Raw genomic sequence first — 13,386 nt, 5'->3', positions numbered from 1 at the left:
TGGGAAAAGGGGAGAAGCAAAATGCTTCCCTCTTTTCGATATTTAAGCATATACAGAGGTGGAAATATGAAACGAAATCTTGTTTTGGGAGGTATTTTTTTATTTGGATTAGGTGTTTTTTTATATCCTACTATTAGTAATTGGTTGGCGACTCGTGCACATTATTCTGAGATTAGCTCTTACGATAAGAATATCAAAGCATTACAAAAGAAAGAAGTCGAACGTAGGGAAAAAGAAGCAGCCGAATATAATAAACAAGTTCACACTTCCACGAAAACATTTACTGATCCATTTTCTGAAAAAAAAAGTAATCATCAAGCATATGCTGATGCGTTAAATTTAGGAGATGTAATGGGATATATTGAAATATCGAAAATTAATATAAAACTGCCAATCTATCAAGGGACATCTGAGGAAGTATTGAGCCGCGGGATAGGTCATTTAGATTTTTCTTCGCTCCCGATAGGTGGAGAAAATACGCACACTATTTTAACAGGGCATCGTGGTTTACCATCAGCAAAATTATTTACAGATTTAGATAAGTTGAGTGAAGGAGATCTTTTTTATATTCATTCTTTAGACAAAGTTCTTGCTTATAAAGTAGATCAAATTAAAGTAGTGTTACCACACGAAACGGACGATCTACAAATTGTAGAAAATAAAGATTATACAACTTTAATTACGTGTACGCCTTATGGAGTAAACACCAATAGGTTGCTAGTTCGAGGTGTGCGTGTGGAGTTAAACGAGAAAGAAAAACAAAAAGTGAGTACAGAGATATTTATATTTAATAAGTGGACTGTAATAGTTCCAATCCTATTGTTATGTGTGTTTCTAGTCGTAATTTATAAGAAAAGGTTAACTCGATAGAATGTATTTATTTATCCTGCATTAATGGGAAGTGGGACCGGAAATTCAGAGATAAGTAAAGAAAGTATATAAAGTATATAAAAGATGAAGTAAATCCTCATTGGTGAATATGTCATTTTATTCGACTATAGAAAAAATACGGTAAAGGTGGGAACAAAGGAATTGAGGCTACGATTAAAGCTGGTAAGTATTCATTTTATTGTTTTGTTAATGTTAAGTGTAAGTTTTGTCATATATGTACCAAAAGAAGTATATGGATCCACGACAAACTTAGAAGGTCTAGGTGATATATCGCGTTATAATGCAGTTGTCTTTGGTAACCATAAAGCAATAGGTGGCGACATTGAAGGAGCAACTGCAGTTCAAGGTGATATGGATGCATCGGGGTATACAATTGTAGGTGCTGCAGCGGGAACATCTAATATAGTAGGTGAAAAATGGGTTGATGAGGGATATCCGTCCTTGTTGTTGTCTGGAAAATTTAAGAAATCAAGAGAAGAATCTTTTATCATTCAAAACGGAATAGTAGTAATGACAAAAGAGAGTGATCCAGATCGCATCATACAATCCTCTTATGATCGTATCGTTTATAAAGAAAAACTAGAAATTGACGCGAAATTTAATGAATTTCGCAATATAGTGAACCAAGTCAGTAAAAATGCAGGTCAATATAAAACAAATACCCCAATTCCAAATATGAGTCATGGAATCGGAAAAGATATAAACAATCCTAATATTTATGTTTCATCAGAATTGACAGGGAAAATTAATTTAGATATAAGAGATGTATTTTTACCAAATGCTAAGGACAAAGATTTTATTGTTATGTATTCGGATGCAACAGAGGTTACATTTAAAAATGGGTCTATTCTATATGACACGAACAATATTGGAAGGGCTACAGATATAGTTCCTACATCACAACCATATTCTCCTAATTCCCCGTTTACTCAGCTATATGGGAAAGTGATTTGGGTTTTTCCAAATGCGAAAAAAATTATAACAGAGGGATATGGTGTCGTTGGTAGTGTGTTTGCCCCCAATGCTGTATTAGAAACAAAAGGCGGTTCGATTAATGGACAAGCATTTGTCGGTGCGGTACAACAAACTGGTGGATTTGAATTTCACAATTTCAAATTTAACTGGCAACATTGGAACAAGCCTAGTACTGGAAAAGTAAAAATAAAAAAAGTTGATAGTAATAATGATAATAAAAAATTGGTCGGAGCAAAGTTTCATATAGAAGATTCAAAAGGAAAAATAGTTGGAGAACTAGTAACAAATGAAGAAGGAGAAGCGATATCAAAAGACTTACCAAAAGGAAACTATACCTTAGTGGAAGTAGAAGCGCCAAAAGACTATGAATTATTAAAAGATAAAATAGCTGCAAAAATAGAAAAAGATGCAGTAGTAGAAATTAAAATAGGAAATAAGAAATTGCCAGATCCAATGGGAAAAATGAAGTTAGTGAAAGTAGACATAAGTGATAAAAATAAAAAGCTAGCAGGGGCAAAGTTTCATATAGAAGATCCAAAAGGAAAAATAGTTGGAGAACTAGTAACAAATGAAGAAGGAGAAGCGATATCAAAAGACTTACCAAAAGGAAACTATACCTTAGTGGAAGTAGAAGCACCTAAAGGTTACGAATTATTAAAAGAAAAAATAACTGTAAAAATAGAAAAAGATGCAGTAGTAGAAATTAAAATAGGAAATAAGAAATTGCCAGATCCAATGGGGAAAATGAAGCTTGTGAAAGTAGACATAAGTGATAAAAATAAAAAACTAGCAGGAGCAAAGTTTCATATAGAAGATTTAAAAGAAAAAGTAGTTGGAGAGTTAATAACAGATGAAAAAGGAGAAATGATATCAAAGGACTTACCAATAGGAAACTATACCTTAGTGGAAGTAGAAGCACCTAAAGGTTACGAATTATTAAAAGAAAAAATAACTGTAAAAATAGAAAAAGATACAGTAGTAGAAATTAAAATAGAAAATAAGAAATTGCCAGATCCGACTGGGCAATTTGAAATTGAAAAAGTTGATGATAAGGATAGTGAATTAAAGCTAAAAGGCGCTGTATTTCAAGTGTTAGATAAAGAAGGGAAAGAAGTTAGTAGATTAATAACGGATGAAAAAGGAAAGGTAATTTCCAACCAATTAGCAATTGGAAAGTATACGATTAAAGAAATAAAAGCACCGAACGGATACATGTTACTTAGGGATCCAATAGAAATAGAAATTACAGAAGCAGTAAAGACACAAAAAATAACAGTAAAAAATGCGAAGAATAATTGGGTAATTCCTAATACTGGTGGGAGCGGAACAACAATTTTTTACGTAATTGGTATTATGCTAATGTTTGCTGTGCTATATTTCTGTAAGAAAAATCGTATATTATGAACTAATTTTATAGAGTTAGACAGATTGTTGCGTTAGAGAGTTTTTAGGGCATGAGTTCGGTATTGTACTGGACTCATGTTACTACATTTGTTGAAGGAGGAAGGATAATAGTAAACATAGAATATATTAATGAATTAAAATGTTTAAGAGGTGAACATGGTGGCAATAAAACAAGACGAAATTAAAGTAGTTGTCGGAGCTGGAGTGTTTAATAATAATCCAGGTTGGATTCAAACGCAAGAAGATGAACTTAACTTACTAGATAAAGCTACGTGGGAAGGAAGATTTGAATACAACTCTATTTCAGCTATTTTAGCTGAGCATGTATGGGAACACCTTACTTTTGAAGAAGGTGTAAGAGCAGCTGAAATTTGTTATGAATTTTTAAAACCATCTGGTCATATTCGGTGCGGAGTCCCTGATGCATTCTTTCAGGATGAGGCATATCAAAATATAGTTCAAATAGGGGGACCCGGTCCGAAAGATCATCCAGCAGCAAGTCATAAAATCGTTCATAATTATATAACATTAACGAAAATGTTTGAAACTGCTGGATTCGAGGTAGTTTTACTTGAATATTGTGATGAAAATGGTCGGTTTTATTACAACGAATGGGATGCAAACGACGGTGTTATTTTCCGTTTGAAAAGGTATGATTCTAGAAATAAAGGCGATAAACTTGGTTTTCCATCGCTAATTGTCGATGCGATTAAGCGTTAATCATTCAACAAAACAGGAGTTAATCCTATGATTTCATAAGTCGCAAATGCGGCTTTTTTATTTGTACGCAAATCTATATTTAATTTTCAATATTATATAACTCGATTTAGAAAATATTTAAGTTTTTCTCAGCACCATTCACTTTAAATTAACACTTCGCTGACATAAATATTTATTTTATATTTATATTCGTGTAAAATGAGATGAGAACATATATTCTATATAAGGAGGCAATTAAAATGATAGCTGAAATTGGGAAACTAACTGGTGGATATATTGTAAAATTTGAACGCGAATTTCCATATACGGTAGAGGAAGTTTGGTCTGTATTAACAGAAAACAGTAAGCTGAAAAAATGGATGTCCAATTTACAGATTGAAAGCCTTAAAACTGGTGGAATAATAAAGTTCGACATGATGGACGGTTCATTCATAAACATTGATATTTTAGAATGTCAACTAAACTCAGTACTTGAATTTACTTGGGATAAAGACCGTGTCCGATTTGAAATACATAAAGAGGAAAATGGTACTCTTTTACTTCTTAAAGAGTACATTCATGAATTAACAGATCATACACCGAGAGATATAGCTGGTTGGCATATTTGTTTAAATCTTTTTTCTTACGTTTTAAAAGGAGAAGAGAAAGAATTTTCTAAAGATGAATGGCAACAATGGTTTGAAATATACAAGGATAAGATTCATGAAGCGAGAGGATAATTGCATAATAGGTAATATTCATTATGTAATTATTATATTGTAAAAATGCTTTTGTGAATAAATAAGAATAGAGGTTAATATGAAAGTAAATCAATTAATTGCTAATAACATAAATAAATTAGATGCAACTATACCGTTTAATAAATCGTTTGGAATTGCTGGTTTATCTGGATCGGGTAAAACAACTTTTTGCCAAACAATTGGTGAAGAATCAAAAAAACGATTAGTTTCTTTATTGCCAAAGGCTGAATATCAATATTTATTTCCTAACATTATGGAAACAAATTTTAGTGCCATTAAGATGGAAGAAATACCTTTAGTACTTTTTCTAGGAAAATCATCGATTTCGTCTAATCCGCGTTCAACGATTGGTACTCATACTGGTGTTTTTACAGAGGTTCGGGAAAAACTTGCTGAAGTATTTAATCTTTCTCCAGAGGTCTTTTCATTTAATAATCAATTAGGCTGGTGTACTGGTTGTAAAGGCCGTGGTACTACAAAAAATGTTGAGTGTAAAAAATGTAAGGGAAAACGTTATAGTGAAGAAATTGAACAACATGAAATTGATTTGTTGGACAAGCCACATTCAATCTCAAATATTAATGATTTAAGTATTGAATCTATTCTTTCACTAGCAAAAGAGTTAAATATTAGTGAAGAAAAACAGCATATACTGCAAAATATTATTAATATGAACATTGGTTATTTAACATTAAATCGAATTATGGGTACGTTATCAGGTGGAGAGTTAACACGACTTTATTTGGCCGAATTCATGGCAGTAAGTGAAAATGCTGTAATTATTATTGATGAGATTTCAGTTGGACTTGATCATGAAACTTTATTACAAATTTTAGAAGAGATTAAACGATTAGGGTGTAAAAATCAAATTTGGCTTATTGATCATTCAGATACAGTACTAGATACAACTGATGAGCAATTGTTCTTTGGACCTGGTAGCGGAAAATATGGCGGGAAAATTGTGGAAGAATCACCAAGACCAAAGTCAATACTGTGGGATCGAAATAAAGAAATACCAACAGAATATTATACATTCTATGATTTATATTGCCGTAATATCCAAATGGCTGAGTTTCAAATTCCTAAAAACAGGCTTGTAACAGTTACAGGAGAATCAGGATGTGGGAAATCTACACTTGTCAACGAATGTCTAGCTACAGATTTTTTGAAACGATATCCAAAAGATAAATTAGTTATGGTAGGACAAGACCGAAATCAATCAATTACAAGTCGATCAACTGTAGCAACTTTCCTAGATATTAAAAAGAAACTGACAAAGTATAGTGAAGACATTGATGATATTTTTGAGCGCTCGATTGAGGATATTATTGATGAACTTCCAAATGAAGATATCGCTTATAAACGTTTGAGCCTACTAATTAAATTAGGGCTTGGCTATTTAACATTAGAGAGAAAAACACAAACATTATCGACAGGTGAGTTTCAATGTGTTCATTTAGTTTCGGAATTATTTGCAAACACTAGAAATCCACATACATTATTTATTTTTGATGAGCCTTCAAAAGGTTTATCACAAAATATTTTAAATCAATTTATCGATAGTATTAGAGGTATTCTGCAAGATGAATCAGTTTCGATCATTATGATTGAGCATAATCGTTACATGTTAGAAAGCTCTGATTATATAGTTGATTTTGGAAAAAGGCAGAATGAATCTATAGAGCATTTGGATGTTGTCAATCATGAGGATTACTATCGTCAAAAAAGTAATGTGAATAGCACAGAGAAAATACACATCTCTTCAATGCTTAAGCAGAAAAAAGGGGTTCACTATTTAGAAGAAAATCATATTAACTATTTTAAAAATGCCGAAAATATTTATAAGGGCGGTATTTTAAAAAGTTTATCATCAATGGCTAGGTTAATTTATGGTGAATATGAATCTGATACAATCGCACCTGTTATTGCTATTGATCTTGAAAGACATTTATATAGTCAATATAGTTTCTTATATGAGATTGGTGGATTAATTAATCATATTGTAGCTGCTCATCCAATTAATAAAGATACGAGAAGTTTTGATTTCTATTCACAGGACAATCATTGTCCATCTTGTTCTGGACGTCTTCAAATTGAAGTTTTTGATAAAGATATTGCCATTCAAGATAAAAGTGTTCCATTTTGGGATGGGCTATTCGATCCAGAAATCATGAAGGTATTAAAATTTTATCAGCATGAAAAAATAGAATTTCTATTCGAAGAAATAAAAAATGAGCTTGATCACGATTTGTCAAAGAGCTATAATGATATGTCAGAAGAAGAAAAGCATACGTTTTGGTACGGGTATTTTGAAAAATCATTTTATGATAAAAAAGGAAAGACACGCAGAACATGGGTAGGATTTAATACAATTATTGGTGGATATATTGTTATTTCAAAAGCACCTATTAAAGAAGAAATTAAAAGTTCAAAAAAAATGATGAAATGTCCAATTTGCGAGGGGACGGTTTTAAATCATCATAAACCACTTAAATTTGATAACGTAGATATTCGTGAAATAATTAATCAGCCTATTAATGAAGTAGTGAAAACAGTTGGTGATTTACCGACACTTGTTAAATTGAAGTCTATTGTTGGTGGCGATATGGCATTGACAGAAGATGTTTCTTTATTGCCAAGAAAAGCACAAGTTGCACTGAAGATGTTTGAATTAGAACAAGCAAGCTTTTCAAACTATGAAATGGTGTTACAAAATGTCTTACCATTCTGGGGTGAAATAAAAGGAAATATCGAATCCATTAGTGTTAATAATCAAGTAACTGTTTGTGATTTCCCTAATGTTTATGAAACGAGAGAAAACATTATAGATAAGTATTTCACAAATGGTAAATATAAAAAACTTACGTATGTATACGAAGCGTTTGGATACAAAAAAATAGTTACCCAAATTAATAAAATTAAAAAAAGTAATCCATGTCCATTTTGTAAAGGTAAGAAAGTGATAACCGAAGATAATCTACATGATGGTGTCTTTAAACTAACAATTCCATGTGTAACTTGTAATGCAAGTGGTATTAATGACGAAGGGTTAAAAGAAGTTGTCGAGGGCGTGGATGTACAAACGTGGTTAACTGGAAAAGTTAGTGATGTTGTGGATGAGAGCTTATTAACAGAAGCTGTTGGGCAAATACCAATTTTTAATCGTATTCGTGAGTTGGATAAACGAGATATGATGGCGGTTTATGAATGTCTTGAGAAAAATAACTAATGGTTATCAATTGCAGTAGTCATAAAAACAGGAATATAGGTTTTTAATTATATAAATATAACATGTTAAATTGTTATTTAAATCGTTAAAAATAGTTGACCCTCACATAATGTCATTGTTTATGATGAAGTTGAGCTTCAAAGTAGATGTAACTTATAGGAGGAAATCATGTTTAAAATAGGGGATTTTTCGAAACTATCTTCCATTAGTATACGTATGTTGAGACACTACGATAAAGTGGAATTATTACAACCAGTAAAAGTCGATGAGCAGAGTGGATATCGATTTTATTCAGCTGACCAATTAAAAAAGGTAAATCAAATTCAAACATTAAAAGCTATGGGGTTTAATATTGCTACCATCAAAGAAATAATAGAATGCGATAATATAGATAGCATAAAAGAGCAATTTTTAAATCGTAGTGCTCAAATTAAAGAAGACATGAATAACCTCCAAAAACAATTACGTCTCCTCGAAGACTCAATGAAAACGATGAGAGAGGATGTTGTTGAGATGAATTATCATGTTTCAATAAAAGAAATTCCAGAAAGAACTGTAGCTAGTGTTAGAAAGATTATTCCATCGTATAATTGCGAAGGTGATTTATGGAGTGTATTAATGCAAGAAATTCAAATGAAAAATATTAGTATTGCCCATCCGAGTTATAGTATTGCGGTTTTCCATGATCGTGAATACAAAGAAAATGATGTAGATATAGAAATACAGCTAAGTATTCTAGGTAAGCACGAAAATACAAAAGACGTTACATTTAAAAATATGAAATCAACCAATATAGCTTCTATAACAGTTAATGGAAGTTATGAACAGATGACAGCTGTAAATGAGGCTGCGGCAAAATGGATTGAGACAGAAGGTTACAAATTAGCAGGCCCGATGTTTAATATTTATCATGTGAGCCCAGCGATGGAATCGGATCCTAATAAGTGGGTTACAGAAGTTTGTTATCCAGTTAAATAATGATAAAGAAAAAAGGCATTAATTATATGCCTTTTTTCTTTGGAAACTTATCCATAAATATCAAGACAAATTACTTCGAGATTCGATTCGTCAACTACTAGCACAATTTTATTTGCAAATGTACAAAATGAGCGGATTGTAATGAATCATCTAAAAACCAACCAGTTGGTACTAAAGTAATGTAATCATCTATTTGGAAATTTCAGCAATGTTTAAATGAGCAACAAAAGCCACCGTAATAAGGGGCTTTTGTCTTAAATAATTTAATGATATGTGTACCCTCCATCAGGAAACAATACATTACCCGTAGTAAAACTATTTTGCATTAAATATAGGACAGTATGTGCAATTTCATCATTATATCCAGCTCGTTGTACAAGTGAAAGAGATTTATAAGCTTCGTAAGCAACTAGTCTATTTTCATTTTGTTCATTTTCTTTTTGTATTGTTCCAGGAGAAACCACATTAACTCTAATAGGAGCTAATTCCACAGCTAAAGCCTTCCCTAAACTTTCAATAGCACCATTGCAAGCTCCATAAGCAGGTGCGCCTTTAAGTGGTCTTTGACTAAATGCACCGGACATTAACACGATAGATCCAGAGTTTGAAAGAAAAGGAATTGCATATTTTACGGCATAATATTGAGGCCAAAACTTTCCGATGAAGCTACTTTCAGCAATTTCCTCTGTAGAGGTAATTGGTCCAAGTGTGTAAGAGGCTCCCGGTGTGAATAAATGATCAAAGTTCCCAACTGTCTTGAAAAAAATTTGTAATTGCTCTTTATTTTGATTATCCAATATATAAGTTTGAAGATGATTGCTATTTATTAATTTTTTAGCAACTTTTAATTTTTCTTCCGAACGCCCTGCAATAATAACATGTGCTCCTTGTTCAATTACTTGTTTTGCCGTTGCCAATCCAATACCAGAACTCCCGCCAATGATAACAATACGACTATTTTCTAATGTAGTAATAGACATATTTTAGCCACTCCTTTAATAAAAAAATTAGAATATAACTGCTATGCTTTTATTATTCGCTAAAAGGTAGCAAGTGAAAAGTACGCACTTTGTATGTACATAGTCGCAAATTTCGTACTAATCGCTATACATGCGGATAAGTAATAGGAAAAATTTCTAAATATGGTTTATCCCGCATTAACGGGCAGTAAAACTCCCACCTCAAAGTTAGGAAAATGTAAGGAAGTTAGGTAAGAGATCAATTGCCCGTAAAAGCCCGATTGGTTCAACTAATAATCAGTGTGGGATGAACAAAACCCCCACTGATTAAAGTTTCACTTTATGATATCTGAGGAGAGGTGAGAAAAATGGATTTACAAGAACCGAAGTTAAAAGGAGTAATAGCAACATTACAAATAATCGGTGGGAAATGGAAGCCACTCATTTTATATATTTTGCTAACAGATGGAACGAAACGTTTTGGTGAATTAAAGAAATTAATACCAGATATATCTCAAGGGACGTTAGCAAAGCAATTACGTGAATTAGAGCAAGATCAACTAATAAAACGCGAAATTTATCAAGAAATACCACCTAAAGTAGAATATAGCTTAACTGAACATGGAAAAACAGTCAGTACTGTTTTGGATAGTATGTGTAGTTGGGGAAGAGGGCATTTAGAATATATAGATAAAGATAAACCATAAAAATGTTATGTAAACTTATTGTAGTGTGAAGGGAAATATTGTTTTAATAATTTGTATTTTATAATATATAATTAAGGAGTGTCGTAGGTTATTATACATATTTAATTTATTTTTACAAAGGGGAAGTAATAAGATGAACGAATTAGAGTATAAAAGCTTCTATGATAAAGTAGGAAGATTAAATGGATGGGATTTTAGCAAAATAAAATGTGAAACTGTAGGAGATACATGGGACTTTTATAGTGAGGTAAAAGAAAGGTGTAAACCATCACATATTTTACTTGATGTTGGTACAGGCGGAGGAGAAAATGTACTTAACATAGCATCATCAGCTAAATTGTTGATTGGAATTGATAATTCTAACGACATGATTGAGACGGCACATTCTAACTTGAAAAAATCAGGTGTACAAAATGTTGAGTTTCTTCAAATGGGTTCTGAAGCTTTAACATTTCCACATGCACATTTTGATATTACTTCAAGTTGTCATGCCCCGTTTCTGGCATCTGAGTTAGCAAAAGTAATGAAAAAGGGTGCCTTTTTCTTAACACAACAAGTAAGTGAGAATGATAAATTAAACCTGAAAGAAGCATTTGGTAGAGGACAATGCTTAGGTGAACGGGATGGTACTTTAAAAGAAAAGTATATGAATGAACTTATTAGTGCAGGATTTGATCTCGTGCAAGTACGTGAATATGATGTTACTAATTATTACAGTAGGTCTGAAGATCTCATTTTCTTATTAAAACATACTCCTATTATTCCTAGATTTGGAGAACAGGAAGAGGATTTTACTATTTTACAAAAGTTCATTGAAACAAATAGTTCTGAAAAAGGGATTCGTACGAATTCAAAAAGATTTATGATTATTGCTGTTAAATTATAATGTATTTTAGTGTAAAAGCTGCTTTTCATTTAAAGAAAAGCAACTTTTTGTGTGGAAAAGAATACAGGAAATACTTGAAAATAATAGAAATAAATAAAGTGTAAATTAAAAAATCAAAATATGGAGGATAAATGTTTTGAAACGTTACTATATTAGCAATGAAAAAATAAATGTACATATTACTGAATGGGGGAATAATGAGAAGCCCGTTATCTTTTGTTTACATGGATTAGGTAGTACGAGTTTAAGTTTTATAGAAATTGCTGAGGAATTAAAAGAAGAGTATAGATTTATCTCCGTTGATGCACCTGGACACGGTAAAACACCCCCATTTGAAAGAACAGAAGATTATGAGATGCACAATTTAGCAAATTGGTTAAATGAAATAATAAATGAATTGAGAATCGAATACTTCTATTTTCTATCACATTCATGGGGAAGTTTTGTAGCGTTATTTTATTTGTTAAATCATCCAGAAAAAGTACAAGGAAGTATTCTTATTGATGGTGGATATCAAACAAAAAGGCTTAAAGAAGAAACGTTGGAAGAAGAAATTGCTTATTATGAAAAGGACTTTGATGAATACGTTTTTAATAATTGGGACGAATTTTTCAAAAGTGAAAAAGCAGCTTATACTAGGTGGTCTTCATTGTTAGAAGTTGCTGTAAAGGATCTAGGGATCGAAATGGATAATAAAGTATGGTGGCATGCCAGGGGGAATACAGCTAGTAATATAATAAGAGGTATGCATAAAGATGAAACGATAGATATATATGAGAAGCTACCGGCTAATATTGTATTACTTCGAGCTACAGTCCCACAAGTTTGGGCGGATTATAGAGATAAGACAGTAAATGTTTTTAAAGAGAAAACGGACAGTATAGTAAAAGTAATTCCTGATACTACACACATGTTGCACTGGGATAAACCAGAAATTGTTATAGTGGAAATAAAAAATAATTGGAGCTAACATATTCATACTAAAGTTGTAGTTTCTATATGAAAAATCCATCCTTCCGTTTGATTTTATCTATTTATAAGTGTAATACAATACGAATAGATAATAAGAAATGAGGGGGAATGTAAAGTGATTACACATATATCAGATATAAAACTACAAACGGTTTCCATAGAAGGGGTAAAACAAGTTTATAAGGACATATTATCTTTTCCAATAAAAAAAGAAACAGCATCCTTCATTCAATTTGAAGTAACACCTTATACAACAATTAGTTTTCAAGAAGTGTATGAACCAATCGCACCTGCACATTTTGCTTTTGAAATCCCATATTCAAAATTCCATGAAACAGCAAAATGGTTAAAGGACTCTGGATTACTCATTGTAAAATGGCAAAATGGAAATGTAATTGGTGAAGAGAATGGTCTATTCAATTTATACTTTAAAGACGGAGATGGAAATCTACTCGAAATTATCGCACATAGTTATGTTAAAGAGGATGTATTAGTACCACACTCACCTTTAAACATTTTATACGTAAGGGAAATTGGTCTTCCTGTTAAAAGTGTACCTGTTTTTACGGAATGGTTAAAATCAAATCTAAATATGAAAACGATGGAAGATGGGGATATTTTTAACTTTGTTATAGGTGGCACTGCATATATCGTCGCGACTTGGTGGCAGCGACCTTGGATTCCAATTGCAATGAAAGCTCTATCACCGAAAGTACACGTTTCTTTCGGAACACCAGACGTCGCATTTTTACAGCGAATCCAAAATAACTTTAAGAAAAATAGTGTACCATTTGAATGTAAACGTAATGAAGTATCATTTATTGAGCAAGGATATACATTTTCAATTGTGCATACATCAGAGTTTCATTCGGATATTCCTAAACAATTAAACTTACCGCTTTCTATTTAAGGATGGAAAGCGGTA

Annotated in this window: 11 protein-coding genes; 10 read left to right on the top strand and 1 reads right to left on the bottom strand. The window is 32.0% G+C overall.

Going from position 1 to position 13,386, the window contains the following annotated elements; translation table 11 throughout:
• The first annotated feature begins 66 nt into the window (after positions 1 to 66).
• The 6 genes from OXT04_RS25275 to OXT04_RS25250 all read left to right on the top strand — a co-directional run bounded on the left by OXT04_RS25275 (position 67) and on the right by OXT04_RS25250 (position 8,937).
• Positions 67 to 870 carry a class C sortase gene (locus OXT04_RS25275; RefSeq protein ID WP_003270597.1) on the top strand — a complete coding sequence of 268 codons (804 nt, stop codon included), beginning with the start codon at positions 67 to 69 and terminating at the stop codon, positions 868 to 870.
• Between the two features lie 162 nt (positions 871 to 1,032).
• Positions 1,033 to 3,270, top strand: coding sequence for an MSCRAMM family protein (locus tag OXT04_RS25270; protein WP_267418417.1), 2,238 nt, complete (start codon positions 1,033 to 1,035; stop codon positions 3,268 to 3,270).
• 156 nt (positions 3,271 to 3,426) lie between these two features.
• Positions 3,427 to 3,990, top strand: coding sequence for a class I SAM-dependent methyltransferase (locus tag OXT04_RS25265; RefSeq protein WP_000225730.1), 564 nt, complete (start codon positions 3,427 to 3,429; stop codon positions 3,988 to 3,990).
• A 239-nt stretch (positions 3,991 to 4,229) separates the two neighbouring features.
• Complete coding sequence (locus tag OXT04_RS25260) at positions 4,230 to 4,709, top strand: SRPBCC family protein (RefSeq protein WP_016077658.1); 480 nt, start codon at positions 4,230 to 4,232, stop codon at positions 4,707 to 4,709.
• A gap of 79 nt (positions 4,710 to 4,788) precedes the next feature.
• Positions 4,789 to 7,959 carry an ATP-binding cassette domain-containing protein gene (locus tag OXT04_RS25255; protein WP_000867735.1) on the top strand — a complete coding sequence of 1,057 codons (3,171 nt, stop codon included), beginning with the start codon at positions 4,789 to 4,791 and terminating at the stop codon, positions 7,957 to 7,959.
• Between the two features lie 168 nt (positions 7,960 to 8,127).
• Entirely contained in the window at positions 8,128 to 8,937 is an 810-nt protein-coding gene (locus tag OXT04_RS25250; protein ID WP_000472619.1) for a MerR family transcriptional regulator, read from the top strand.
• Positions 8,938 to 9,200: 263 nt separating this feature from the next.
• Here OXT04_RS25250 and OXT04_RS25245 read toward each other — a convergent pair whose 3' ends face one another.
• Positions 9,201 to 9,917 carry an SDR family oxidoreductase gene (locus OXT04_RS25245; RefSeq protein ID WP_000029094.1) on the bottom strand — a complete coding sequence of 239 codons (717 nt, stop codon included), beginning with the start codon at positions 9,915 to 9,917 and terminating at the stop codon, positions 9,201 to 9,203.
• Between the two features lie 347 nt (positions 9,918 to 10,264).
• On the opposite strand from OXT04_RS25245, the gene OXT04_RS25240 reads away from it, so the two are divergent.
• The 4 genes from OXT04_RS25240 to OXT04_RS25225 all read left to right on the top strand — a co-directional run bounded on the left by OXT04_RS25240 (position 10,265) and on the right by OXT04_RS25225 (position 13,371).
• On the top strand, positions 10,265 to 10,603 hold the full coding sequence (locus OXT04_RS25240; RefSeq protein WP_267418408.1) for a winged helix-turn-helix transcriptional regulator: 339 nt from the start codon (positions 10,265 to 10,267) through the stop codon (positions 10,601 to 10,603).
• Positions 10,604 to 10,736: 133 nt separating this feature from the next.
• A complete protein-coding gene (locus OXT04_RS25235; protein WP_267418407.1) occupies positions 10,737 to 11,489 on the top strand; it encodes a class I SAM-dependent methyltransferase in 753 nt (250 codons plus the stop codon).
• Between the two features lie 136 nt (positions 11,490 to 11,625).
• Entirely contained in the window at positions 11,626 to 12,459 is an 834-nt protein-coding gene (locus tag OXT04_RS25230) for an alpha/beta fold hydrolase (protein WP_196478333.1), read from the top strand.
• Positions 12,460 to 12,576: 117 nt separating this feature from the next.
• Complete coding sequence (locus OXT04_RS25225; RefSeq protein ID WP_000627922.1) at positions 12,577 to 13,371, top strand: VOC family protein; 795 nt, start codon at positions 12,577 to 12,579, stop codon at positions 13,369 to 13,371.
• The last annotated feature ends 15 nt before the right edge of the window (positions 13,372 to 13,386 follow it).

This window comes from Bacillus sp. GC_Bacil_1, assembly GCF_026540675.1.
GTDB lineage: Bacteria > Bacillota > Bacilli > Bacillales > Bacillaceae_G > Bacillus_A > Bacillus_A cereus.
Note: the sequence above shows the minus strand (reverse complement) of the source record. Positions and strands in the feature narration are given on the sequence as shown.